General features: G+C 59.3%; 23 protein-coding genes. 11 read left to right on the top strand and 12 right to left on the bottom strand.

What is annotated here, in order from left to right; all coding sequences use genetic code 11:
- Positions 1-5 precede the first annotated feature (5 nt).
- Entirely contained in the window at positions 6-848 is an 843-nt protein-coding gene (gene rsmA / locus ACVBAU_RS10630) for a 16S rRNA (adenine(1518)-N(6)/adenine(1519)-N(6))-dimethyltransferase RsmA (protein ID WP_093732250.1), read from the top strand.
- A gap of 73 nt (positions 849-921) precedes the next feature.
- Here rsmA and ACVBAU_RS10625 read toward each other — a convergent pair whose 3' ends face one another.
- The 3 genes from ACVBAU_RS10625 to prfA all read right to left on the bottom strand — a co-directional run bounded on the left by ACVBAU_RS10625 (position 922) and on the right by prfA (position 3,704).
- The gene (locus ACVBAU_RS10625; RefSeq protein ID WP_448326236.1) at positions 922-1,593 is read right to left on the bottom strand and encodes a DUF4167 domain-containing protein; all 672 of its coding nucleotides are present in this window, start codon (positions 1,591-1,593) and stop codon (positions 922-924) included.
- 216 nt (positions 1,594-1,809) lie between these two features.
- On the bottom strand, positions 1,810-2,652 hold the full coding sequence (gene prmC / locus ACVBAU_RS10620) for a peptide chain release factor N(5)-glutamine methyltransferase (RefSeq protein ID WP_448326234.1): 843 nt from the start codon (positions 2,650-2,652) through the stop codon (positions 1,810-1,812).
- The gene (gene prfA, locus ACVBAU_RS10615) at positions 2,649-3,704 is read right to left on the bottom strand and encodes a peptide chain release factor 1 (RefSeq protein ID WP_138923307.1); all 1,056 of its coding nucleotides are present in this window, start codon (positions 3,702-3,704) and stop codon (positions 2,649-2,651) included. The genes prmC and prfA overlap by 4 nt, the downstream gene beginning before the upstream one ends.
- Positions 3,705-3,766: 62 nt before the next feature.
- Here prfA and ACVBAU_RS10610 point away from each other — a divergent pair, with 62 nt between their 5' ends.
- On the top strand, positions 3,767-4,072 hold the full coding sequence (locus tag ACVBAU_RS10610) for a hypothetical protein (protein WP_206338726.1): 306 nt from the start codon (positions 3,767-3,769) through the stop codon (positions 4,070-4,072).
- Here the strand turns inward: ACVBAU_RS10610 and ACVBAU_RS10605 are convergent.
- The 3 genes from ACVBAU_RS10605 to ACVBAU_RS10595 form a co-directional block, all read right to left on the bottom strand.
- Positions 4,013-4,444 carry a DUF1499 domain-containing protein gene (locus ACVBAU_RS10605; protein ID WP_448326232.1) on the bottom strand — a complete coding sequence of 144 codons (432 nt, stop codon included), beginning with the start codon at positions 4,442-4,444 and terminating at the stop codon, positions 4,013-4,015. The two genes, ACVBAU_RS10610 and ACVBAU_RS10605, sit on opposite strands and share 60 nt — an antisense overlap.
- A 72-nt stretch (positions 4,445-4,516) precedes the next feature.
- The gene (gene speB / locus ACVBAU_RS10600) at positions 4,517-5,494 is read right to left on the bottom strand and encodes an agmatinase (protein ID WP_448326230.1); all 978 of its coding nucleotides are present in this window, start codon (positions 5,492-5,494) and stop codon (positions 4,517-4,519) included.
- A gap of 1 nt (position 5,495) precedes the next feature.
- Positions 5,496-6,665, bottom strand: a complete 1,170-nt coding sequence (locus tag ACVBAU_RS10595) for a M20 aminoacylase family protein (protein ID WP_448326228.1) — start codon at positions 6,663-6,665, stop codon at positions 5,496-5,498.
- A gap of 62 nt (positions 6,666-6,727) precedes the next feature.
- On the opposite strand from ACVBAU_RS10595, the gene mazG reads away from it, so the two are divergent.
- The 5 genes from mazG (at position 6,728) to ACVBAU_RS10570 (ending at position 11,355) form a co-directional block, all read left to right on the top strand.
- Positions 6,728-7,552 (top strand): nucleoside triphosphate pyrophosphohydrolase, encoded by an 825-nt coding sequence (mazG, locus tag ACVBAU_RS10590; protein ID WP_448326226.1) that lies wholly within the window; start codon positions 6,728-6,730, stop codon positions 7,550-7,552.
- A 73-nt stretch (positions 7,553-7,625) separates the two neighbouring features.
- A complete protein-coding gene (locus ACVBAU_RS10585; RefSeq protein WP_448326224.1) occupies positions 7,626-8,567 on the top strand; it encodes a nucleoside hydrolase in 942 nt (313 codons plus the stop codon).
- Entirely contained in the window at positions 8,564-9,013 is a 450-nt protein-coding gene (locus tag ACVBAU_RS10580) for a GNAT family N-acetyltransferase (RefSeq protein ID WP_335744030.1), read from the top strand. The genes ACVBAU_RS10585 and ACVBAU_RS10580 overlap by 4 nt, the downstream gene beginning before the upstream one ends.
- A 42-nt stretch (positions 9,014-9,055) precedes the next feature.
- The gene (locus ACVBAU_RS10575) at positions 9,056-10,468 is read left to right on the top strand and encodes a protein adenylyltransferase SelO (RefSeq protein ID WP_448326222.1); all 1,413 of its coding nucleotides are present in this window, start codon (positions 9,056-9,058) and stop codon (positions 10,466-10,468) included.
- A 140-nt stretch (positions 10,469-10,608) separates the two neighbouring features.
- Entirely contained in the window at positions 10,609-11,355 is a 747-nt protein-coding gene (locus tag ACVBAU_RS10570; RefSeq protein ID WP_448326220.1) for a DUF533 domain-containing protein, read from the top strand.
- A 49-nt stretch (positions 11,356-11,404) separates the two neighbouring features.
- On the opposite strand, the gene mfd is transcribed toward ACVBAU_RS10570, so the two are convergent.
- Complete coding sequence (mfd, locus tag ACVBAU_RS10565; protein WP_448326218.1) at positions 11,405-14,893, bottom strand: transcription-repair coupling factor; 3,489 nt, start codon at positions 14,891-14,893, stop codon at positions 11,405-11,407.
- A 31-nt stretch (positions 14,894-14,924) separates the two neighbouring features.
- Positions 14,925-15,452 (bottom strand): component of SufBCD complex, encoded by a 528-nt coding sequence (locus ACVBAU_RS10560; RefSeq protein ID WP_448326216.1) that lies wholly within the window; start codon positions 15,450-15,452, stop codon positions 14,925-14,927.
- A 152-nt stretch (positions 15,453-15,604) separates the two neighbouring features.
- Here ACVBAU_RS10560 and hemB point away from each other — a divergent pair, with 152 nt between their 5' ends.
- Positions 15,605-16,603, top strand: coding sequence for a porphobilinogen synthase (gene hemB / locus ACVBAU_RS10555; protein ID WP_138923318.1), 999 nt, complete (start codon positions 15,605-15,607; stop codon positions 16,601-16,603).
- A 143-nt stretch (positions 16,604-16,746) separates the two neighbouring features.
- On the top strand, positions 16,747-17,313 hold the full coding sequence (locus ACVBAU_RS10550) for a lipid-binding SYLF domain-containing protein (protein ID WP_138923319.1): 567 nt from the start codon (positions 16,747-16,749) through the stop codon (positions 17,311-17,313).
- Between the two features lie 45 nt (positions 17,314-17,358).
- Here ACVBAU_RS10550 and ACVBAU_RS10545 read toward each other — a convergent pair whose 3' ends face one another.
- On the bottom strand, positions 17,359-18,231 hold the full coding sequence (locus ACVBAU_RS10545; RefSeq protein ID WP_448326214.1) for an NAD(P)-dependent oxidoreductase: 873 nt from the start codon (positions 18,229-18,231) through the stop codon (positions 17,359-17,361).
- 99 nt (positions 18,232-18,330) lie between these two features.
- On the opposite strand from ACVBAU_RS10545, the gene ACVBAU_RS10540 reads away from it, so the two are divergent.
- Together ACVBAU_RS10540 and ACVBAU_RS10535 are read left to right on the top strand one after the other, a co-directional pair.
- On the top strand, positions 18,331-20,799 hold the full coding sequence (locus ACVBAU_RS10540; RefSeq protein ID WP_448326212.1) for a penicillin acylase family protein: 2,469 nt from the start codon (positions 18,331-18,333) through the stop codon (positions 20,797-20,799).
- Positions 20,796-21,359, top strand: a complete 564-nt coding sequence (locus ACVBAU_RS10535; protein WP_448326210.1) for a pseudouridine synthase — start codon at positions 20,796-20,798, stop codon at positions 21,357-21,359. Before ACVBAU_RS10540 ends, ACVBAU_RS10535 begins: the two co-directional genes overlap by 4 nt.
- 77 nt (positions 21,360-21,436) lie before the next feature.
- On the opposite strand, the gene ACVBAU_RS10530 is transcribed toward ACVBAU_RS10535, so the two are convergent.
- The 3 genes from ACVBAU_RS10530 to hfq form a co-directional block, all read right to left on the bottom strand.
- Positions 21,437-21,838 (bottom strand): DUF2177 family protein, encoded by a 402-nt coding sequence (locus ACVBAU_RS10530; protein ID WP_138923323.1) that lies wholly within the window; start codon positions 21,836-21,838, stop codon positions 21,437-21,439.
- 97 nt (positions 21,839-21,935) lie between these two features.
- Positions 21,936-23,234 carry a GTPase HflX gene (gene hflX, locus ACVBAU_RS10525; protein WP_448326208.1) on the bottom strand — a complete coding sequence of 433 codons (1,299 nt, stop codon included), beginning with the start codon at positions 23,232-23,234 and terminating at the stop codon, positions 21,936-21,938.
- The gene (gene hfq / locus ACVBAU_RS10520; protein ID WP_005853497.1) at positions 23,231-23,470 is read right to left on the bottom strand and encodes an RNA chaperone Hfq; all 240 of its coding nucleotides are present in this window, start codon (positions 23,468-23,470) and stop codon (positions 23,231-23,233) included. The genes hflX and hfq overlap by 4 nt, the downstream gene beginning before the upstream one ends.
- Between the last annotated feature and the right edge of the window lie 113 nt (positions 23,471-23,583).

Below are 23,583 nucleotides of genomic sequence, written 5' to 3'. Positions count from 1 at the left end.
CCCAGATGAGCACAATCGACAACCTTCCGCCCCTGCGCGATGTGATTAACACCCATGACCTCAAGGCACGCAAATCCTTGGGGCAGAACTTTTTGCTCGACCTCAACCTAACGGCCAAGATCGCGCGGCAAGCGGGCGATATGACTGAATGTGATGTGCTTGAAATCGGGCCAGGTCCCGGTGGGTTGACGCGTGGATTGCTGTCCGAAGGGGCGCGCCGCGTTCTTGCGATCGAAAAGGACAAACGCTGCTTGCCTGCGCTTGCCGAAATTTCGGACGCCTATCCCGATCGGCTGATGGTCATCGAAGGCGACGCGCTCGAGATTGACCCGTTGGCGCATCTGACGCCACCGATCCGCATTGCCGCGAACCTGCCGTATAACGTGGGCACCGAGCTGTTGGTCCGTTGGTTGACGCCGCAAGAATGGCCGCCGTTCTGGCAAAGCCTTACCCTGATGTTTCAGCGCGAAGTGGCTGAACGGATCGTGGCCAAACCCGGTTCCAAAGCCTATGGCCGTCTGGCTCTGCTGGCACAGTGGCGGGCCGATGCACGGATCGTGCTGAACCTGCCGCCCGAGGCCTTTACTCCCCCGCCCAAAGTATCCTCTGCGGTGGTGCATCTCACGGCCCTGCCCGAACCGCGGTTTCCCGCCGATCCGGCCGTGTTGAACCGTATTGTAGCTGCGGCGTTTAACCAGCGGCGCAAGATGCTGCGTTCCGCACTGAAAGGTGCCGCACCGGATATCGAGGACCGTTTGCTGGCCGCGGGTCTAAAGCCGACCGAACGGGCGGAACAGGTGCCGCTGGAAGGGTTCTGCGCACTGGCCCGCGAGATCGCCAAGACCTGATGCACCCCTATCATTAGCTTCAAAACGCTAAAGGCCCCGCAATCGCGGGGCCTTTGCTACATGGTCAAAGTGTTTATTCTGCCGCTTCGGGCAGGTCGCCGTTGTTGTCCTTGGCGGACTCGTCAGCGTCTGCCTTCGGGGCAGGCTTGCGGCGCGGCGCACGGCGTGGCTTGGGCTTGTTCTCGGGTGTCTCGACAAGGTTGTCTTCGGGTGCGTCGCCATCTTGCTGGCCGTCGCTGTCCGACTTGGGCGCGTTGTCGTTCTGGTTCGGGTTACTACGGGGGCGGCGGCGCTTGGGCGCATCTGCGTTACCGTTGTTGCCCTGCTGTTGGCTGTCTGGCTTATCACCTGTGTCGGCATCTGCAGCAGGTTGGTCAGCGTTATTCTGCCCGCCTTGCGCCGCTTCGCGTTCCTGACGTTCTACCCGCTCGCGGTCACGCTCAGCCTGACGTTCACGGTTTTCACGTTCTTGCTGGTCACGACGCTGGTCGATCTCGCGCTGTGCCTCGGACAACATCCGCAGGTAGTGTTCGGCGTGCTGTTGAAAGTTCTCTGCCGCCACGCGGTCATTGCCTAGATGGGCGTCACGCGCCAACTGGCTGTATTTCTCGATAATCTGCTGCGGCGTGCCGCGTACCTTGCCTTCGGGGCCAGAACTGTCGAAAACGCGGTTAACGACGTTGCCACCCTGCGGCTGACGGTTGCGAGTATTCTTGGACCGGGACCGTGATCTGGAAGATTTCATGTAATCAGTTCAGCCTTGTTATGCTGGGCTTCGGAATAAGCTGCCGGACGCAGACGCGTCCCTGAAAGGCTAGCTTTACGCTCTGTTGGGCTTAACGCCGCGCGGGACCGCCAAAAAAGCATCCACCGCTGCAACACCCTTGAATAAGCACGGCTATGGTTTTGGAGCAAGCAGAAATTACCAAAAAACATAGTCAAACGCCAAGTTTTAGCAGGTTTATGCTGGTGTATCGGCCCAAACGACCCGGTCACGTCCGCCCATATCAGGCAAGATACGCACCCGGCCCCATCCGGCGGCTTCAAAGATTGCCTTGACGTCAGCGCCCTGCTGCCAGCCGAACTCTGCCAGAACACGGCCCGTCGGTGTCAAAAAGCCCTGCGCCTGTGCGGCAATAATCCGGTACACGCTCAGCCCGTCCTGCCCGTCGGTCAGCGCCATCTCAGGCTCGTGCAGGCGCACTTCAGGAGAGACATCGTTCATCTCGCTTTGTGCCAGATAGGGAGGATTGGACACGATCAGGTCAAACCGCCCTTCGGCCGCGCTAAACCAATCGGACTGCCGGATTTCGGTCCGCGCCTGAACCCCATGCAGCACCGCATTGGCACTGGCTTGCAGGCAGGCAGCTTCGGACAGGTCAAGCCCCACGCCGTGCGCGTCGGGTTGTTCAGCCAGCAACGTCACAAGGATGCAGCCCGACCCCGCACCCAGATCAAGCACCCGCTCAAAGGGCTCGGACAGCGCCAGTTCTATTAGAGATTCGGTTTCGGGGCGCGGGTCAAGCACATCAGGGCTGACCTTGAAGTCGCGCCCGTAGAACGCCCGCTGCCCGACCAGATGGGACACCGGCACCCGCACCGCCCGCAAGGCGACCAGTTTTTCGAACCGTTCTGCAATATCGGGGGCGATCTCTTCGGGCGCGATCAGGGTGACGCGCGCCGCATCGACAGAAGCCGCGTGTGCCAACAAGATGCGCGCATCCCGCGCCGGATCGGGCACACCCGCAGCCCGCAAACGCGCTGTGGCGGCCACCATCGCTTGCGCTGCAGTGGGGGCGCTCACTGCCCCATCTCGGCCAGCAGCTGCGCTTGCGCGTCAGCCGTCAGCGCCGAAATGATCTCGTCCAGATCACCTTGCATCACGGCCTCTAGGCGGTAGAGCGTCAGGTTGATCCGGTGATCAGTCATGCGTCCTTGGGGGAAGTTATAGGTTCGGATCCGTTCCGAGCGATCCCCCGAGCCCACTTGCGCGGCACGGTTGGCAGAACGCTCACCATCGACTCGCTGACGCTCCATGTCATATAAACGCGCCTTGAGCACCTGCATCGCGATCTCGCGGTTGCGGTGCTGTGATTTCTCGGAGGACGTGACAACCAGCCCTGTCGGCAAGTGGGTAATCCGAACGGCTGAATCGGTCGTGTTGACGTGCTGCCCGCCCGCGCCTGAGCTGCGCATTGTATCGATCCGCAAGTCATTGGCACCAATGTGGATATCGACGTCTTCAGCCTCTGGCAGCACAGCGACAGTCGCGGCAGAGGTATGAATGCGCCCGCCACTCTCAGTCGATGGCACCCGCTGCACCCGATGCACGCCGGATTCGTACTTGAGCCGCGCAAAGACGTTTTCGCCCTTGATATGGGCCACGACTTCTTTCACGCCGCCAAGTTCGGTAAACTGCTGTTCGATCAATTCGACTTTCCAGCCCTGCGCCTCCGCATACCGTTGGTACATGCGCAACAAATCCGCCGCAAACAACGCCGCCTCGTCGCCCCCTGTTCCGGGGCGAATTTCAAGCATCGCGGGCTTTTTGTCGGCTTCGTCGCGCGGCAGCAGTGCCAGTTGCAAATTGGCCTCCGCGCGTGGCAGTTCGGCTTTCAGGCGGGGCAACTCTTCTTCGGCAAGCTCGGCCATCTCGGGATCTTTGAGCATGGCGCGGGCTTCGTCCATGTCTTGCAGCAGCTGGCGATAGGCGTCGATCTGTTCCACCACTGGCCGCAGATCGGCGTATTCCTTGGCGAGCTTGGCAAAATCCGCCCCGTCAGAGCCAGCAGACATCGATGCCTCCAGAAACTGGAAGCGTTGGGTGATTTGGGCAAGGCGGTCCATGGGGATCATACTGCTGGATGTCGCCGATAGAGTGGCTATGGTCAAGAGGCAGCCTGTGCTATGATGCCTCTATGAAACGCATTTCACTGGTATTCAGCTTGATCTGCCTTGCCCCGCCCCTTGCGGCGGAACCCTCATCCCCTGCCCGCAAACCGGTTGAATGCTATTGCACGGACCGCGAAGGGCAACGGGTCGAACTGGGGCAAACCATCTGCCTTGATGTGAACGGCCGCCGATTTGCCGCGCAGTGCCAGATGTCGCTGAATGTGCCGATGTGGCGCGACATTGGCAAATCCTGCCCCGGTCTTGCCCTGCGATCAGACCCCGGCCTGGGCCAGAACCTTTTGCAACCGCTTACGGTTCACACCCAGATCTGAGCGGCCAAACCGCAACCTCCCAGAAACGACGGCTCGGGAATGGCCTGTGCCCTCGACCTGCGTGACAGCCGCACTGGTGTAATCGGGAAAGCCCCAAAACCCCGACCGCGTGACATACAGCGCCTGATCGCTGCCAGTCTCCACACGCTCTGTGCGGGGTAGCTCTAGCATGGCGGTGTCGAAATTTTGCAAGAACGCAGAGCCGTCATTGTCCAGATCACGCACTGCGATAAAACCACCCTCTGACGGATAGTCACCCGGTGCCTTGTCGACCGCGCCAAGTTCCCAGCGACCGGCCGGCGCAGGAGCCAGACGTATATAGGCCTGTAGCCCCACGAAAATCGCCAAAACGACCCAGAAAAACATCATCATAATCTTCACCTTCATTTTGCCGATTAAACTCCCCGCGGAGCGTCCCGCCGGCGCAGAACGCTCCACCAGTTGTTATTTTCCTGCCTTGGCCTGCCGCATGTTCCATCCCAACAGACATAAGATTTCAGTCGCCACATGGGCCCCAGCAATCGCCGTCGCGCCGGTTGTGTCGAACGGCGGAGACACCTCGACAATGTCACCGCCCACAATGTTGATGCCGGCCAGATCCCGCATTATGATCGCCGCCTGCGCGGACGTGAGCCCGCCCCAGACCGGCGTGCCTGTGCCCGGTGCAAAAGCCGGATCAAGCGCATCAATATCGAATGTAAGATAACAAGGACGGTCGCCAAGCACTTGTTTTATCTTAGCAACTGCGGCCTGTGGCCCTTTTTCATGCACCTCGCGCGCATCGATCGTGGTGACCCCCAGCGTATCCGGATTGGTCGTTCTGATACCCACCTGAACCGAGGTTTCGGGATCAACGATGCCCGATTTTACGGCCTTGTAGAACATCGTACCGTGGTCGATCCGGTCCATATCATCATCGGGCCATGTATCTGAATGCGCATCGAATTGTAACAGACTGATAGGGCCGTATTTTTCGGCATAGGCCTTGAGGATCGGGAAGCTGATATAATGATCGCCGCCCAACACGACACTTGCCGCACCCGCATCCAGTATCCCTTTGATATGGCTGGTTAATGCCCCGGGGAACTGGCTGGTGTGGCCGTAGTCGAACGCCAGATCACCGTAATCTGCGATTGCAAACTCGCTCAGCACGTCGAAATCCCAACCGTAAGGCGGATCATAGGGCTGCAAGGACGACGCCTCGCGGATCGCGCGCGGGCCCAAACGCGTGCCGGGTCGGTTGGTCACGGCCTGATCGAACGGCACGCCGGTCACGGCGATATCAACGCCGCGCAGGTCTTTGGTATAGCGCCGCCGTAAAAAGGACGTCGCGCCGCCAAAGGCGTTCTCGAAGCTGGGGCCTTTCAGTTCGTCACGCGTAAACGCCTGATCTACTTGGTTCTTCGCGTCTTCTAAGCCCATATCACTTGGCTCCCAATGGTTGGGCCCGCTCGACGATACGGGCAAAGAAGGATGCGCCGACCGGCGCGATTTCATCATCGAAATTATAGGCCGCATGGTGCAGCCCCGCAGTATCGCCCTGTCCGATAAACAGATAAGCACCGGGGCGTTTTTCCAGCATGTAGCTGAAATCTTCTGCCCCCATCTCGCGGCCATTGTCTGCGATGACGTGATCCTCGCCCGCAATCTCCGACGCGACCGCTGCGGCAAATCCTGCCTCTTCGGGGGTGTTCACCGTCGCGGGATAGCCCTTTTCATATTCAAGCGTCGCGCTGACATCATAGCTGGCGGCCTGACCGGCGACGATCTGCTCCATTCGGCGGATCACCATGGCCTGCACGTCTTTGTCAAAGCTGCGTACCGTCCCGTTGATATAGGCGGTTTCGGGGATCACGTTATCCGTCGTGCCCGTGTGAATTTGCGTGACAGAGATCACAAGATCAGCCTGCGCATAGTGGTTGCGGCTCACGATCGTTTGCAGTGCAGTGGCAATACCGCAGGCTGCAACAACCGGATCGCGGGTCAGATGTGGCGTGGCACCATGACCGCCCAAGCCGCTGATGTGAATGTGAAATTCATCGACGGCGGCCATCATCGCGCCGGGGGACGTATAAAAGCCGCCCTTTTCAAAGCCAGGCGCATTGTGCAGCGCATAGACTTGGCCGATGTCAAAACGGTCTAGAATGCCTTCCTCGACCATCACCTCGGCCCCGCCGCCGGTTTCTTCGGCGGGTTGAAAAATCAGCGCGACGCGCCCTGAGAAATTGCGCGTTTCCGCCAGGTATTTCGCCGCGCCAAGCAGCATCGTGGTATGCCCGTCATGACCGCAGGCGTGCATCTTGCCTGCGTGGGTGCTGGCATAGTCCAGTCCGGTTTCCTCGGGGATCGGCAGCGCGTCCATATCGGCACGCAATCCGATGGTCGGCCCGTCGGCTTGCCCGTTGATAATCGCAACAATGCCTGTTGTCGCAAACCCCTCGTGCAGTTCGTCCACGCCAAATTCGCGTAGGCGGTCGGCCACAAACGACGCTGTTTTAAAGCAGTCATTCCCCAGCTCGGGGATCGTGTGCAGATATCTGCGCCACTCTGTCATCTGGGGGGCATAATCCGCGATACGGTTGACGACGGGCATTACTGGACTCCTGTGGGGATCTTGGTCAGGTTGCATCTGACATCAGACACATGGGGGCTGCAATGGCCGAGACAAGAAATGATGCGTTGATCCATGATCAGGACGCCGGGATCGAACGCTTGCTGGAAATCATGCGCCGCCTACGTGATCCCCAAACCGGATGCCCGTGGGATATCGAACAGGATTTTGACAGCATCGCCCCCTATACCATTGAAGAAGCGTATGAAGTTGCCGATGCTATTGAACGGCGCGACTGGCCCGAGCTTGAGGGAGAGTTGGGCGATCTGCTGCTCCAGACCGTCTATCACACTGCCATGGGCGAAGAAGACGGGCGTTTCAGCTTTCAGTCGGTGGTGCGCAATATCTCGGACAAGATGGTCGCGCGGCACCCCCATGTTTTTGGCGACGAAAGCCGCGATAAATCCGCAGACCAACAGACCGCCGACTGGGAGAAGATCAAAGCGACAGAACGTGCCGGCAAGGCCCAAGGGGGGACGCTTGATGGCGTGGCCGTGGGGCTTCCGGCGTTGCTGCGCGCCTATAAGTTGCAAAAGCGCGCGGCCCGCGTGGGCTTTGACTGGCCGCAGGTCGATGACGTCATCGCCAAGATCACCGAAGAAGCGACCGAACTGGTCGAGGCACGCGATACCCTGACCCACGCCGAAGTAACCGAGGAATACGGTGACCTGATGTTCGTTATGGCCAATCTGGGGCGTCATCTGGGGGTAGAACCCGAAGCTGCCCTGCGGGCCGCCAATGCTAAATTTATCCGTCGGTTCAACGGCGTAGAGGCCCGCTTGGCCGCACAGGGTAAAACGCCGTCGGACAGCGATCTGGCCGAAATGGACGCGCTGTGGGATGATGTAAAACGGGCGGAACGCAGCTAGCCAAGCCCGAGCCTGCTGGACAAGCGGCAGGAGTTGCGGCAAGGCTCTGCCACCACCTTTGACAGGAGAAACCATGACACCGCGCAAGATAATTATCGATACGGACCCCGGTCAGGATGATGCCGTCGCGATCCTTGTCGCTCTGGCAAGCCCGGAAGAGATCGACATTCTGGGCATCACCTGTGTCGCGGGGAACGTGCCGCTGGACCTCACCTCCCGAAATGCGCGGATTGTTTGTGAACTGGCCGGCAAGCGCGACGTAAAGATATTTGCCGGCTGCGACCGTCCCTTGGGTCGCGATCTGGTCACAGCTGAGCATGTGCACGGCAAAACCGGATTGGATGGCCCCGACCTGCCGGAGCCTACGATGTCGTTGGCCGAGGGGCACGCGGTTGATTTCATCATCGATACCCTGCGCGAGAACGCACCAGGTACGGTCACGCTGTGCCCCCTAGGGCCGCTGACCAATATCGCGACCGCGCTGCTGAAAGCCCCCGATATCGCCGACCGCATTGCCAAGATCGTGCTGATGGGCGGCGGCTATTTCGAAGGCGGGAACATCACACCTACTGCCGAATTCAACATTTACGTCGACCCGCAAGCCGCTGACATTGTGTTCAAATCAGGCGCACCTATCGTCGTGATGCCGCTCGATGTGACCCATAAGGCGCTGGTGACCAAGGCCCGCAATGATGCCTTCCGCGCGATTGGCACGCCTGCGGGCGTCGCCGTTGCCGAGATGACCGACTTTTTCGAACGTTTCGACAAAGAGAAATACGGCTCTGACGGGGCTCCGCTGCATGACCCATGTGTGACCGCTTATCTGATCAATCCCGATTTGTTCAGCGGCCGCCACATCAACGTAGAGATCGAGACACAGTCAGAGCTGACCATGGGCATGACCGTGGCCGATTGGTGGGGGGTGACAGACCGCGCCCCCAATGCGACCTTTATGAATGATCTGGACGCCGACGGTTTCTTTGCGCTGCTGACGGAACGGCTGGCCCGTCTATGAGCGCGTCATTCACCCTTGCCAAGCCCGAACATCTGGACCGGTTGGTCGCCCTTGTGGCCAGCTTTCATGCCGAGACAGGGATCGAACAGACGGATGACGACCGCCACAACGGTCTGGCCCCGCTGCTGGAAGGGACGCCTTACGGTGTTGCTTATCTAATTGGCCCGGCTCGTGCACCCATCGGCTATATCATCATCACCTTCGGATGGTCGGTGGAGTTTGGCGGTCTGGACGCAATCATCGACGAAATCTATGTGCGGCCCGGTGTGCGCGGTCGCGGTATCGCAACCGAAGCGTTGCTGGCCGTACCGAACGCATTGGCGGGCGGTGGTCTGCGTGCGATCCACCTTGAGGTAGAGCGCGGCAACGAGATCGCGCATAAGCTGTACCACCGTGCGGGCTTTCGCCCTCGTGAAAACTATATGTTCATGTCGCGCAAATTCTGACGCGGGCTGGCACAAAGGGCGCGTGGACCCTATATCTGCCTTATGAAATTAACAGCCCCCTTCGATAACAGCTATGCGGCGTTGCCCGATGGCTTTTTCACACGCACCACGCCGACCCCTGTGGCCGACCCCAAACTGCTGGCGTTTAATGCGCCTTTGGCCAAAACGCTGGGGATCACCCACGGATCGTCTGACGATCTGGCCTTTATCTTTGGGGGCAACGAGGTGCCCGAGGGTGCCGATCCGTTGGCGCAGCGATATGCGGGGCATCAGTTTGGCAACTACAATCCGCAGCTCGGCGATGGCCGCGCGATCCTGCTGGGCGAAGTGTTGGACCAAAGCGGGATGCGTCGCGACATCCAGCTCAAGGGATCGGGCCGCACGCCGTATTCGCGTGGTGGCGACGGGCGTGCTTGGCTAGGGCCGGTGCTGCGCGAATACGTGGTGTCAGAGGCGATGCACGCTCTTGGCATCCCAACGACCCGTGCCTTGGCAGCGGTGCAAAGCGGAGAAGACGTGTTCCGCGAAACCGCCCTGCCCGGTGCGGTGCTGACCCGCGTCGCCGCAAGCCATCTGCGCGTGGGTACGTTTCAGGTGTTTGCCCATCGGGGCGAGATCGAAAACCTGCGCCGTTTGACCGATTACGCCATACAGCGTCACTATCCGCAAGCCGATGGTCCTTTGGGATTGTTGCGTGCCGTTTGTGCCGCCCAAGCCGATCTGATCGCAGCGTGGATGTCCGTGGGCTTTATCCACGGGGTCATGAACACGGACAATTGCGCCATCTCGGGCGAAACAATCGATTACGGCCCCTGTGCCTTTATGGACGCATTCCACCCCAATCGCGTGTTCAGCTCTATCGACCGCCAAGGGCGCTATGCCTATACCAACCAGCCGCAGATCGCAGTGTGGAACATGGCGCAGCTGGCGACGTCGCTGTTGCAGCAGCTTGACGATCCTGAATCCGGTGTCGCCGAAGCGACAGAGATTGTGCACGCCATGCCCGCGCTGATCGAAGAGGCCTGGCTGAAACGCTTTGCCGCCAAGATCGGGATCACAACCCCCAAAGCGGAGGATCCCGCTCTGATTGACGCGCTGCTGTCGCTGATGCAGACAGATGGTGCTGATTTCACCAATGCTTTCCATGGCCTTTCAGGCGATACTGCAGCTGATCAGTTCACCGACCGCGCGTCCTTTGCCAATTGGCATGACGCATGGCAAGAACGTATCGCATCCGAGCCCGACGCCATAGCAGTCATGAAGGCCGCCAACCCTGCCGTAATCCCGCGCAACCACCGGATAGAGGCTATGATCAACGCAGCCGTCGCCGGCGATATGGACCCGTTCCACCGCCTGATGGCCGCCCTTGCCCGCCCGTTCGAGGAAACTGACCCCGAACTGCACCGCGCCCCCACAACGCAGGAAATCGTCCCCGCGACCTTCTGCGGCACCTAAAACAGCGGGGACGCGGCGCAGGTCGCCCGTTCCCCACACTTCACCAACTTTCAGGCGGGAACCCCCGCGATCTTTCAGTTGTTTTGCTCGGCAAACTGCAACAGACTTGCAGTCGATCAGACCCAGAAGGATTACCGACAATGAGCTTGATGAAAACATTGGCCAAAGTGGCAATCGGCGTGGCTGTGGCCAAAGGGGCCAACGCCATGATGAACAAGAACAAATCCACCTCCGGTCGCGCCAGCAGTAGCGGCGGCTTGGGCGGTCTGCTTGGCGGGTTGATGGGCGGTTCTTCGGGGGCCAGCGGCGGCGGTCTAGGCGGATTGTTAAACCAGTTAGGCGGCAGCCGTGGCACAAGCTCCTCAGGCGGGCTGGGAGGCCTGTTGGGCGGTTTGGCCGGTGCCGGCGGGCTCTTGGGTGGATTAGGGGCAAAAACCCAATCAGCCCCTGAACGCCCCGAGGCTGACTTCGGTGCCGTTTTGAACTCTCAATTCGACAGCAACCCCACGCCTGCAATCACCCCGTCGCGCGATCAAGAGGCGACCGCAGCCCTTATGATCGCCGCGATGATCCAAGCGGCGAAATCAGACGGTGTCTTTGATGACAATGAACGCGAAAAGCTGCTGAACCATCTGGACGAAGCTGACGCCGACGAGGCCGCATTTGTTCAGGCTCAGATGGCGGCACCAGTGGACGTGGATGCGTTGGTTGCCCAAACGCCAGATGGTTTGGGGCCGCAGATCTACGCCATGTCTCTGCTGGCGATCGATCTTGATACGCAGGACGAGGCGCAGTATTTGCACAAGCTGGCCAGCGCCTATGGCATGCAAACTGATGAAGTTAATGAGATCCATGAACAGATGGGTGTACCGTCGCTTTATACCTGACGCGATCCGGTCTTACGCAGCAATCATGAAAGCCTGACCCCGCAACGGGTCAGGCTTTTGTTTTTTTGGTCTGCCTTTCCTTGGCGATCACGTGCTCGGCGAGATCACGGGCGATGGCAAAAGCCCCTTTGATCTTGTCGGCATCGGTCTTCCAGTCCCGTTTGACAACGATCTTGTTCTCTTTGACTTTCGCCAGCCCACGTTGGTCATGAATGAAGCTAACCAACCCTTCGGGCGAGGCGAATTTATCGTTATGGAACTGGATCGTGACACCCTTGGGGCCCCCGTCGAGCTTGGCAATTCCCGCACGTTTGCACATCGCCTTGATCCGGATCACCAGCATCAGCGTGTTCACCTCGCGTGGGAGCTTGCCAAAGCGGTCGATCAGCTCTGCAGCAAAGCCTTCAAGCTCGACTTTGGTGGTCAGCCCAGACAAGCGACGATAGAGGCCAAGACGCACATCCAGATCGGGCACATAGTCCTCGGGGATCAGCACCGGTACGCCCAGATTGATTTGCGGTGCCCATTGGCCATCATCGTCAATCACGCCTTCCATCTCGCCCGACTTGATCTTGGCAATCGCGTCTTCCAGCATGGATTGGTACAGCTCAAAGCCCACATCGCGCATCTGGCCGGATTGCTCTTCGCCCAGCAGGTTGCCGGCCCCACGAATATCCAGATCCTGTGACGCCAACGTAAAGCCCGCTCCCAACGTGTCGAGGCTGCCCAACACCCGCAGGCGTTTTTCGGCAGTGGTGGTCAGCTTGGCGCGGGGTTTGGTTGTAAGATAGGCATAGGCGCGGGTTTTGGATCGGCCCACCCTGCCCCTGATCTGATACAGCTGCGCCAGTCCGAACATATCGGCACGGTGCACGATCATTGTGTTGGCCGTCGGAATATCAAGACCGGATTCCACGATCGTGGTCGCTAGCAAGATGTCATATTTACCGTCGTAGAACGCGTTCATCCGGTCGTCCAACTCTCCGGCGGCCATCTGGCCGTGGGCGACAAGGTAGGTGAGCTCGGGCAGTTGCTCTTTCAAGAACGCCTCGATCTCTGGAAGATCGGTAATGCGCGGCACCACGTAGAAGGATTGCCCGCCGCGATAATGCTCGCGCAGCAGCGCTTCGCGTAAGGTTACGGCGTCAAATTCACTGACATAGGTGCGGATCGCCAAACGGTCGACGGGCGGCGTGCCGATGATCGACAGGTCGCGCACGCCCGTAAGGCTAAGCTGCAGGGTCCGCGGGATCGGCGTCGCGGTCAGGGTCAGCACGTGAATATCCGTGCGCATCGCCTTCAGGCGCTCTTTGTGACTAACGCCAAAGTGTTGCTCTTCGTCGATGATCAGCAGGCCGAGATTCTTGAACTTGACGCTTTTCGCCAGCAACGCATGAGTGCCAATGACCACATCGACCGTGCCACGGGTGATGCCATCGCGCGTGGCGTTCGCCTCTTTTGCGCTGACAAAGCGGGACAGCTGGCGCACTTCAAGCGGGAAACCACGAAAGCGTTCGGCGAAGGATTTATAGTGCTGGCGTGCCAACAGGGTTGTGGGCGCAACAATGGCCACCTGTAGCCCCGACATTGCCGCAACAAAGGCCGCGCGCATTGCCACTTCGGTTTTGCCAAAGCCCACGTCGCCGCAGATCAACCGGTCCATCGGATTGCCGCTGGTCAGATCGTCCAGCACGTCCGAGATCGCGCTAAGCTGATCATCGGTTTCGGCATAGGGAAAGCGTGCAGAAAACGCATCCCACATGCCTGGCGGCGGATCCATCACGGGGGCTTTGCGCAGCGCACGTTCGGCGGCGATGCGGATCAGTTTGTCCGCCATCTCGCGGATGCGTTCCTTGAGCTTGGCCTTTTTGGATTGCCACGCGCCGCCGCCAAGTTTGTCGAGCAATCCTTCGTCGTGCCCATACCGCGACAGCAGTTCAATATTTTCAACGGGCAAATACAGTTTAGAGTTTTCGGCGTATTCCAGCAGCAGGCATTCGTGGGCGGCACCGGCAGCGGTGACGACCTCCATCCCCAGATACCGGCCAACGCCGTGATCCACATGCACGACCAGATCACCGGGGCTCAGCGATTGGGTTTCAGTCAGGAAGTTATCGGCACGGCGTTTGCGCTTGGCAGAGCGGATCAAACGGTCGCCAAGAATATCCTGCTCAGAGATAACAGTCAGCTTTGACGTGCTGCTGCCGCTTTCCCAGGGGGCCTCGAACCCGTGTTCCAACGCCCAAACCGCCAGATGCAGTCCGCGTTTTCCAATCCGCGTACCGTTCTTGATGGCGATGGTTTCACCCATGCCTTCGTCTTCGATCAGGCCGGTCAACCGTTCCCGGGCACCATCGGAATAGCTGGCGATGACCACGGGGCCGTCTTGAAGTTTCTTTTTAAGATGCGTTGCTAAAGCCCCGAAAAGGCTAACAGTTTCCTGTTGTCGTTCAGGTGCAAAGTTACGCCCCAAACGCCCGCCCGCATCCAGCACATTTGGTCCCGTCGGCTGTGGCAGCGCCTTAAAATCAATCACGCGCTTGCCGATCAACGCGGTTTCCCATGCGGTATCGGTCAGGTACAGCCCTTCGGGCGGCGCGGGTTTATACACGCTGTCCATCTTTGACCGGTTCGCCATGGCCAGCCTGCGGGTTTCATACTGGTCGGCGATGCTGTCCCACCGTGACAGGCGCTGCGCAGTGAGCTGGTCGTCCAGCGTGATCGTGGCTTGCGGCACGTAATCAAACAGCGTCTCAAGCGTCTCGTGAAAGAACGACATCCAGTGTTCCGCACCCTGATGCTTGCGGCCTGCACTGATCGCCTCGTACAGCGGATCATCGGTGCCCGCGGCCCCAAATTCGATCCGGTAGTTCTGGCGAAAACGGGTGATCGCGCTTTCGTCCAGAATGACTTCACTGACGGGGGCCAGTTCGATCAGTTCCAGCTTTTCGGTGGTGCGCTGCGTCGCGGGATCAAAGCGCCGCGCGCCGTCCAGCGTGTCGCCGAACAGATCAAGCCGCACAGGGCCAAGGTCACCGGGTGGAAAAATGTCGATGATGCCACCGCGGATCGCGTAATCCCCCGGTTCGGTCACCGTCGGGCTTTGCACAAATCCCATACGCACCAAAAACCCCCGCAATGCGGATTCGTCGATACGGTCACCCACACGGGCGGAAAACGCGGCATTTCGCAGCACATCGCGTGCCGGCACCCGTTGCGTCGCGGCGTTCAGAGAGGTGAGCAGAATGAATTGGTCCGGCATCCCGTGCACCAGCCCTGCCAACGTCGCCATGCGCTGCGCCGAAATATCGGCATTGGGCGACACACGGTCATAGGGCAAACAATCCCAGCTCGGAAACACAACAACCGGCACATCCGGCGCGAAAAAGCGCAACGCGGCCTGCATCGCTGCCATGCGCTTGTCATCGCGTGCAATATGCAACACAGGCGTGCCACTTTTGCCCAGTTCGTTCAGCACTGCCTGTGCATCAAAGCCTTCGGGGACGCCGGACAGCGTGATTTGGGATTTCTGTGACATCAGCAGTTACCTGTATCCGATCGCGTGTTTTTCAACCGCCAAACGGACCCGTATAAAGGTTTTGATACATCCCCCACATCGATGTGACGAAAATAGAGAACATTCCGATGATCTGGGTGTAAAGACGGTGACGGTTCAGGCGTTTGATCAGCCGTTCGCCGGTGGCGGAATCTTCGCGGATTTGCTGCGCGGTCGACACGCTCAGAAGGCCAACCAACGACAGTGGAAACGCCAGTAGCAGCACCGCTTGGGCGAATTCAAAGCTGTAGAATATCGCCAGTGTAAACAGCATCGTCATGAAAAAGCAGTTAAGGCCTATAATCCAGATGCCTGACACTTGTGTGATATAAAGAATACGGTTCACATTGATGCGGGCCAAATCCTCGAGGTCAGCAAGCGCCTGTTCGCCATTGCGCCGTGCCCGCAACACCAGATCAAAGGGCACGCCCAACACCCAATGACTGGCCGACGACCAGACCACAGCTACGGCAATCCAGTACCACAGGTTGGAGAAAGATCGCATGTCGATGACTTCGAAGATTGTCTGATAGAGGGTCAAGGTGCGCTCGTCTTTTGAGTGAAATCATTGCGTTCAGACGTGCTGCCCTACAATCCACTGCCAGTCATAACGACGGTCAAGCGGAATTCCTAGCCTTGAGCCGTGCAAAAATACATGGCAAGCCTTGCGTCAAAGCATCTGAGGTATTTTACATGAGACCCCAACAAGCCCCCTTTCCCGCCACCCGCCTGCGTCGTACCCGCCAATCCGAAGGTGTGCGCGCCTTGGTGCGTGAAAACACCTTGTCTCTTGGGGATCTGATCTGGCCGGTCTTCGTGCGCAGCGGCGACGGCATGGAAGAGCCGGTGCCCTCTATGCCCGGTGTCTATCGTCGTAGCGTCGACAAGCTGGTCGAGGCCGCTCGCGAGGCCGCGGATCTTGGTATCGGGGCCATGTGCATCTTTCCCTACACCGGAATCGAGGACCGGACAGAGGAGTGTGCCGGCGCGTGGGATCCGCAAAACAATGCCAACCGCGCCATTCGTGCGATCCGCAAGGCTGTGCCGGATATGGTCATCATGACGGATGTGGCGCTGGATACCTATAATATCAACGGTCACGATGGCTTTGTCGAAGACGGTATCATCGTGAATGATCGTACGGTCGAAGCGCTGGTCAAGATGTCGCTGGCACAGGCGGATGCGGGCGCGGATATCATCGGACCGTCGGATATGATGGACGGGCGTATCGCCGCGATCCGCGCAGGCCTTGAAGCGGCCAACCATTCGGATGTGATGATCATGAGCTACGCCGCGAAATACGCCTCGGCGTTCTACGGCCCGTTCCGCGATGCCGTTGGTGCATCAGGCGCACTGACCGGCGACAAAAAGACCTATCAAATGGATTACGCCAACAGCAACGAAGCGTTGCGCCTGATTGAACGTGACCTGCGCGAGGGGGCCGATATGGTCATGGTCAAACCCGGCATGCCTTACCTTGATATCTGCCACCGCGTGAAATCCAGTTTTGGCGCCCCCACTTTTGCCTATCAGGTGTCGGGGGAATACAGCATGGTCAAGGCCGCTGCGCAGAATGGCTGGATCGACGAAGAACGCGTGATGATGGAAAGCCTGATGGGCTTTAAGCGTGCGGGCTGCGACGGGGTGTTGACCTATTTCGCCCCTGCAGTGGCGCGGCTGATGAACGGTTAATTCTGCTCTTACGCGGGTAAATCACGGCAAACGTGGCAGATCATCGCCGATTTAGGCCCTAAATCCGTGACACCCGCGGGTTTTGCGCATAAGATCGCAAGGAAACCGGATGAACCGGTATTGATAATTACAGGCAGAATACTATGACAAACAACACTTTCTCGCGCCGGGCTTTTGCCTTGGGTGCGATTGCAAGCGCGGGTGCCGTTGCGGCATGTGGCAACGGTGTGGGCAGCCGTGGCAGCGGGATGATCGATGCGCGTGTAAGAGCCACGCTTGACGCGATGTACCGCACCTATCCCAACACGCGGCAACTGGCCGATAAATCGAACGGCATGCTTGTGATGCCGCTGGTGACCGAAGCCGGGCTTGGCTTTGGCGGGGCCTATGGCCGTGGCGCGCTGCAAGTAAACAATGTGACTGTCGATTATTACTCTGTCACCAAGGCAACTGGCGGGCTGCAAATTGGGGCGCAGCAATATGCCCACGTGCTGTTCTTTATGACCGAAACCGCCCTAAGCGATTTCCGCCGCTCCCCTGGTTGGGCTGCGGGGGCAGATCTGGAATATGTCATCTCGGACCGTGGCGAAAGCGTGGAGGCAGACACGACGACCGTGCTTGCCCCTGTCGTGGCGGCGGTGTTCGGCCGCGCCGGTCTGCGTCTTGGCGCGACGCTCGAAGGCACCAAATACTCGCGCATCATTCCCTAAGGGATGCGCCCGACCTGCATCTGTGCGGGTCGGGCAGCTTTTTCCCTACCCCAAAGCGTTCAGTCGTTTGAACAGCGCCGACGTATCCCAACGTCCGCCACCCATTTTCTGAACTTCTTTATAGAACTGGTCGACCAGCGCCGTGACAGGCAGGCTCGCGTCAATCTCGTTGCCAGTGTCCAGACAAATCCCCAGATCCTTGCGCATCCAATCTACGGCGAACCCGTGGTCGAATTTATCATCCAGCATCGTCTCGTATCGGTTGGCCATCTGCCAGCTGCCAGCGGCACCTTGGCTGATCACCTCGACCACATCGCGCCCGTCCAATCCGGCCTTCTGAGCGAAATGGAGCGCCTCGCTCAGGCCTTGGACCAGACCGGCGATGGCGATCTGGTTACACATCTTGGTCATTTGGCCAGCGCCGCTGTCGCCCAGGCGACGGCAGATTTTGGCGTAGACCTCCATCATGGGCAATGCTCTTTCAAACGCGCTGGAGTCGCCGCCGCACATAATCGACAGTTGGCCATTCTCGGCGCCCGCTTGACCGCCCGAAATCGGCGCATCGATAAAGCTGATCTGGCCCTCAGCCGCAGCCGCATGTAATTCGCGCGTGACGGCCGCTGATACAGTGGTGTGGTCGACAAAGATCGCGCCCTCGTCCATTCCCGCAAAGGCGCCATCGTCGCCCAGGCAAACCGACCGCAGATCATCATCATTTCCCACGCAGGAAAACACGATTTCCGCACCCTCTGCGGCGGCTTTGGGCGTTTCGGCCATGGTACCGCTATGGGTCTGCGCCCATGTGCGGGCCTTTTCTGTGGTGCGGTTATAGACGGTCACGTCATGCCCTTCTTTTTGCAGATGTGCGGCCATCGGCCCCCCCATCACACCCAGTCCCAAAAATGCGAGTTTTGTCATCGTCTTTTCCTTATCATTCAGTTGCGCTATTGCCTGTGGGGAACCTATCATCCCGCGCACATTGGTCAATTGCGTCCGGATATTACCCAGGAGCGTGACATGGCAGTGGTTTTTCGGTGGCTGATGCGAATTGCAACGCTATTGGTGGTGATCGCGGTGATTGGTGTTGGCGGGGCCTACTGGCTCGCCTCGCGGTCGCTGCCCGATTACGACGATACGGTTAAGGTGGCCAACCTCAGCGCCGAGGTAGAGATCGTGCGTGACAACGCCAATGTGCCGCATATCTTTGGCGAGAATGACCGCGATGTCTTCTATGGGCTTGGTTTCGCCCATGCGCAGGACCGTCTGTGGCAGATGATTACCATGCGCCGCACGGTTCAGGGGCGCCTGTCAGAGGTGTTTGGCACTGCCACCGTGCGCATTGACCGCCTTATGCGCCGGTTTGATCTTTATACGTTGTCGGTCCAGTCGCTTCAGGCGCTCGACCCCACGACCCGTGCGGCGTTGGACGCTTACGCCGCCGGTGTGAATGCCCGTCTGGACCAGATCAACAAAGAAGCCTTGGGCCGTGGTGCCCCTGAAATGCTGCTGTTCGATGCCCCTGTTGCCCCTTGGCGTGCGGCGGATTCTGTCGCATTGGTCAAGCTGATGGCGCTACAACTGTCGGGCCATCTAGATGCCGAGGTGAAACGTGCGCGCACGTCGCTTGCCCTGCCAGATCAAGATCGGCTGGCCGACATCCTACCCGACGCGCCGGGCAGCGGTATCGCAGCCTTGCCAGAATATGCGCAACTGGCACCGGGCCTGCCGCAATTTGCAGCAAACATCCCGCTTGATCCATCACCCCTGTCGCCGTTCAAAACCTTTGACCTTGCGGGCGCTTCAAACGCTTGGGCCGCGGCGCGGGATCGCTCTGCCTCGGGGGGGACGCTGATCGCCAATGACCCGCATCTGGGCTTTACCGCACCGACCATCTGGTACCTAGCGCGCCTTGAGCTGCGATCGGGTGGTGTCATCGGCGGTACGATCCCCGGCATCCCAGTAGTGCTGACCGGCCGCAGCAGTGCGCTTGGCTGGGGCATCACATCGTCCTATGCCGACGATCAGGACGTCTATATCGAAGAGCTGAACCCCGATAACTCAGAGGAATACCGCACCCCCGACGGGTTCAAAAGGTTCGCCAAACGCGCATCAATCATCACCGTCAAAGACGCCGACCCCATCACGCTGACTCTGCGCTGGACGGACAACGGGCCGGTGCTGCCCGGCAGCCACTATAACCTGGCGGCAATCACGCCACCCGGCCATGTCGCGGCGCTGAACTGGACCGCGCTTGACCCCGCCGACACGTCGATCGCCGCCGCGATGCAGCTGATGGAGGCAAAGACCGTCGAGGAAGGGATCGCATCTGGCGAGGCCTATATCGCGCCCTCGCAAAACCTGACACTGGTGGATGTAAACACGATCGCGATGAAAACCATCGGCGTGCTGCCTGCCCGTGACGCGGCCCACCAAAGCCAAGGGCGGATGCCCACTCCCGGGTGGATCGGTGCCAACCGCTGGCAAGGCCGCTTGCCCTATAGCGCCAATCCCGAATTCCTCTCGCCGCGCGGCGGGATTCTCGGGAATACGAACAACAAAACCGTTGACCGGCCTTTTCCCAACCACGTGTCCTTCCTTTGGGGCGATACCCAACGTATCCAGCGCTGGCGCAGTCTGATGCAGCGCCGGCAGGTCCACACCCGTGACAGCTTTATCGAAGCGCAGCTTGATACCGTCAGCTTTACGGCCCGCTCTTTGCTCCCGCTGATCGGTGCCGAACTGTGGTTCACGGGCGAAACCGCGCCCGAAGGCACGCCTGAACGTCAACGCCAGCGGGCGCTTACCCTGCTGGCAGGCTGGTCAGGAGAGATGAGCGAACACCTGCCCGAACCGCTGATCTATGCGGCGTGGGTACGCGCTCTGCAAGAACGCCTGATCCAGGATGAACTGGGCGCATTGGCACAGGAATATGACCACGTCGATCCGCTGTTCATTGAACGGGTTTTCCGCAATGTGGACGGTGCCGCTGCCTGGTGCGATATCTTGCAATCCGCGCCGAAAGAGACCTGCCCCGACATGGCGCGTTTCGCGCTGGACGACGCGCTGGTCTGGATCGATGAAACATGGGGCAGCCAGCTTGAATCCCTGCGGTGGGGCGACGCGCATCAGGCGACCCACGACCACCAGACCCTGGGCGAAGTGCCCGTGCTGCGCTATTTCATGAACATCCGCCAGTCGACCTCAGGCGGCGACAACACGCTGCTGCGTGGCCGCACACGGGGCACGGGGCCGGATCCTTTCGCCAACGTCCACGGCGCAGGGTTCCGCGGCGTCTATGACTTCGCCGACCCGGATTCATCGGTATTTGTCACCTCTACGGGGCAGTCGGGGCACTTCCTGTCACACCACTACGACGATCTGGCACAGCTATGGCGGCGCGGCGAATACATCCCCATGTCGCTTGACCAAGATCTCGCCCGCGCTGCCCCCGTTGGCATCACCAAGCTGATACCGGAGACCCCATGAACCGCGTTATCCTGTTCAACAAACCTTTTGGCGTACTGTCTCAATTCACTGATAAAGGCACCGAAGGATCGCCGCGCCCGACTTTGTCGGCCTATATTGACGAAAAAGGGTTCTATCCTGCTGGCCGGCTCGATCGTGATAGCGAAGGGCTTATGGTCTTAACCGACAGCGGCCCGCTTCAGGCCCGCATTTCGCATCCGAAATACAAGCTGACCAAAACCTATTGGGTTCAGGTCGAAGGCACTCCGGATGAACAGGCACTTAGCGCTCTGCGCAGCGGTGTGATGCTCAAAGACGGCAAAACCGCGCCCGCAAAGGCGCGGCTGATCGACCCGCCCGACCCGCTTTGGGATCGCGACCCGCCTGTACGCTTTCGTAAATCCGTGCCTGACGCATGGCTCGAGATTACCATCACCGAAGGCCGCAACCGTCAGGTCCGCCGCATGACAGCGCATGTGGATCTGCCGACACTCCGCCTCATCCGTGCACGTGTTGGAGACTGGGAACTGCACAAGCTTCAACCCGGCGCTTGGCGCTTTTCATCCGAGCTTGGCCGCTAATTACAAATAGCCCGAAATCCCGGGGGACGGCCAAAGGCCGGGGGGCTGGCCCCTCACTTAACCTTTGCGCCGGTACGTCAGGAAAACACCCGCGTGGCCCACACCCCGAGCGTGGCAGAGGTGCCGGTCAGCACCACCCCCCACGTGAAATCCGTCGCCACCATCTGGGCCGTCCAGTCTTTCAACGTGGCAAGGTTGGTGAACTCATAGGTGCCATACCCCAACGCGCCGATCAGCGCGGCATTACCGAACACCCACAGCAGCGATTTATCTTGGGTCATCGCTGGCCAGCTGACGAAATACAGCAGCACCGCGATGTAGAAAGCATAGAATACAAAGGCGGGCAGAAGCCGGAACTGATCAAGCAACAAAGGACCGATATCGCGGCTAAAAACCGGTTTGATCAGATAGCTGAGCCCCAGAAAATCGAGCGCCAGAAAAATCGCAAAGGTCAGTACATAAAGGATGATCAAGCTCATCGGGTGCTCCTGAAAAATCAACGGTACCCTTTGATATGCGGCAGCGCCCGAAAAATGCGAATTTTGCGGGCGCTTTTTGCTGAAATTTGGTCGGCGGTCAAAGGCGTTGGTATTGCGCTTCTTGTTGCGCGGACCAGCGTACGATCAAATTGAACCCGTCTTCGGTCTGGGTTTCCTCGATCACGACGTCCTGTTCGAACAGCCACGCGCGCTTCTTGCCATCGGAAAAGGCCAGCGTCAGCTCTGCCTCGCGTACGGCCCCCTGAAGCGCTTCGGCGATGACCGCTTGCAGCTCGTCCAGCCCCTCGCCCGTGATGGCAGAAATGGCAAGCACGCTGTCATCACGTTGCGCACGGGCGCGCACGGCGTCGGCGCGGTCGTCATCGAGCTGGTCAAGCTTGTTCCAAACTTCAAAACTACGGGTGTCTTTGGGCACGCCCAATGACGTCAGAATATCCCGCACGTTCTGGGCCTGGCTCTCGCTTTCGGCATGAGAAATGTCGCGCACGTGGCAGATGATATCCGCGGCAAGCACCTCTTCCAGCGTCGCGCGGAAGGCCGCGACCAGTTCGGTCGGCAGGTCAGAGATAAAGCCCACGGTATCGCTGAGGATAATCTCTGGCCCATCGGGCAACACAAGGCTGCGCATCGTCGGGTCCAGCGTGGCAAAAAGCATGTCCTTGGCCATCACCTCGGCGCCGGTCATGCGATTGAAAAGCGTCGATTTACCGGCGTTGGTATAGCCGACAAGCGCGACAATCGGGAACGGCACCTTGGCCCGCGCGGCACGGTGCAGGGCGCGGGTTTTGACGACCTTGTCCAGCTGACGGCGCAAACGCACAAGCTGTTCGTCAATGGCGCGACGGTCAGATTCAATCTGGGTTTCGCCGGGGCCGCCGACAAAGCCCAAACCACCACGTTGACGTTCAAGGTGGGTCCAGGCGCGGACCAACCGCGTACGCTGATAGTTCAATGCTGCCATCTCGACCTGCAAGACACCCTCGCGGGTCGCCGCACGGTCGCTGAAAATCTCGAGGATGAGACCGGTACGATCCAGCAGTTTAACGTTCCACGCCTTTTCAAGGTTGCGCTGCTGCACAGGCGTGACGGGCCCGTCGACCAAAACAAGGTCAACTTCAGCCTCTTCAAAGATGTTCTTGAGCTCTTCGATTTTACCGGAGCCGAACAGCATGCCCGCGCTCACGGTGCGCAGGGGCACGATATTCGCCCCTTCGACATCCAGATGCGGCAAGGCATGCGCCAGTGCCACGGCTTCTGCCAAGGCGGGCTCTGCAACGCGGCGGTCGTTGTCTGACTTGATGTCAGGGTGAATCACCCAAGCCCGGGTACGCTTCGGGCCTGCGGTGTCATCAATTTGAAATGGAGGTCGGCTCAATTAGCGTCTTCACCCTCGTATAGTGAGATTGGCGTGCTTGGCATGATCGTAGAAATCGCGTGTTTGTAAACAAGCTGCGATTGGCCATCGCGGCGTAGCAGAACACAGAAATTGTCAAACCACGTGATAACGCCTTGCAGCTTCACGCCGTTAATCAAGAAAATCGTTACCGGCACCTTTGTCTTGCGCACATGGTTCAGGAATGCGTCTTGCAGGTTTTGTCGGTCAGCCGCCATTGTTGGTCTCGCTCTTGTTCTTGCTGTTATTCTTGCTGGCAACCGCGGATCGGTCCCCCCTTCGAAAGACTATGAAGACCTGTGAAGGGAGTTTCCACCCCAAAATGTCAGAA

Source organism: Sulfitobacter sp. M13, assembly GCF_053474885.1.
Note: the sequence above shows the minus strand (reverse complement) of the source record. Positions and strands in the feature narration are given on the sequence as shown.

Coding starts and splice junctions, on each gene's coding strand:
- rsmA (WP_093732250.1), top strand. CDS start 6: ATGAGCACAATCGACAACCTTCCGCCCCTGCGCGATGTGATTAACACC.
- ACVBAU_RS10595 (WP_448326228.1), bottom strand. CDS start 6,665: ATGCCCGTCGTCAACCGTATCGCGGATTATGCCCCCCAGATGACAGAG.
- hemB (WP_138923318.1), top strand. CDS start 15,605: ATGAGACCCCAACAAGCCCCCTTTCCCGCCACCCGCCTGCGTCGTACC.
- mazG (WP_448326226.1), top strand. CDS start 6,728: ATGGCCGAGACAAGAAATGATGCGTTGATCCATGATCAGGACGCCGGG.
- ACVBAU_RS10575 (WP_448326222.1), top strand. CDS start 9,056: ATGAAATTAACAGCCCCCTTCGATAACAGCTATGCGGCGTTGCCCGAT.
- ACVBAU_RS10625 (WP_448326236.1), bottom strand. CDS start 1,593: ATGAAATCTTCCAGATCACGGTCCCGGTCCAAGAATACTCGCAACCGT.
- ACVBAU_RS10585 (WP_448326224.1), top strand. CDS start 7,626: ATGACACCGCGCAAGATAATTATCGATACGGACCCCGGTCAGGATGAT.
- mfd (WP_448326218.1), bottom strand. CDS start 14,893: ATGTCACAGAAATCCCAAATCACGCTGTCCGGCGTCCCCGAAGGCTTT.
- speB (WP_448326230.1), bottom strand. CDS start 5,494: ATGGGCTTAGAAGACGCGAAGAACCAAGTAGATCAGGCGTTTACGCGT.
- ACVBAU_RS10545 (WP_448326214.1), bottom strand. CDS start 18,231: ATGACAAAACTCGCATTTTTGGGACTGGGTGTGATGGGGGGGCCGATG.
- ACVBAU_RS10580 (WP_335744030.1), top strand. CDS start 8,564: ATGAGCGCGTCATTCACCCTTGCCAAGCCCGAACATCTGGACCGGTTG.
- ACVBAU_RS10540 (WP_448326212.1), top strand. CDS start 18,331: ATGGCAGTGGTTTTTCGGTGGCTGATGCGAATTGCAACGCTATTGGTG.
- prfA (WP_138923307.1), bottom strand. CDS start 3,704: ATGATCCCCATGGACCGCCTTGCCCAAATCACCCAACGCTTCCAGTTT.
- ACVBAU_RS10570 (WP_448326220.1), top strand. CDS start 10,609: ATGAGCTTGATGAAAACATTGGCCAAAGTGGCAATCGGCGTGGCTGTG.
- ACVBAU_RS10535 (WP_448326210.1), top strand. CDS start 20,796: ATGAACCGCGTTATCCTGTTCAACAAACCTTTTGGCGTACTGTCTCAA.
- ACVBAU_RS10550 (WP_138923319.1), top strand. CDS start 16,747: ATGACAAACAACACTTTCTCGCGCCGGGCTTTTGCCTTGGGTGCGATT.
- ACVBAU_RS10610 (WP_206338726.1), top strand. CDS start 3,767: ATGAAACGCATTTCACTGGTATTCAGCTTGATCTGCCTTGCCCCGCCC.
- ACVBAU_RS10605 (WP_448326232.1), bottom strand. CDS start 4,444: ATGATGATGTTTTTCTGGGTCGTTTTGGCGATTTTCGTGGGGCTACAG.
- ACVBAU_RS10530 (WP_138923323.1), bottom strand. CDS start 21,838: ATGAGCTTGATCATCCTTTATGTACTGACCTTTGCGATTTTTCTGGCG.
- hfq (WP_005853497.1), bottom strand. CDS start 23,470: ATGGCGGCTGACCGACAAAACCTGCAAGACGCATTCCTGAACCATGTG.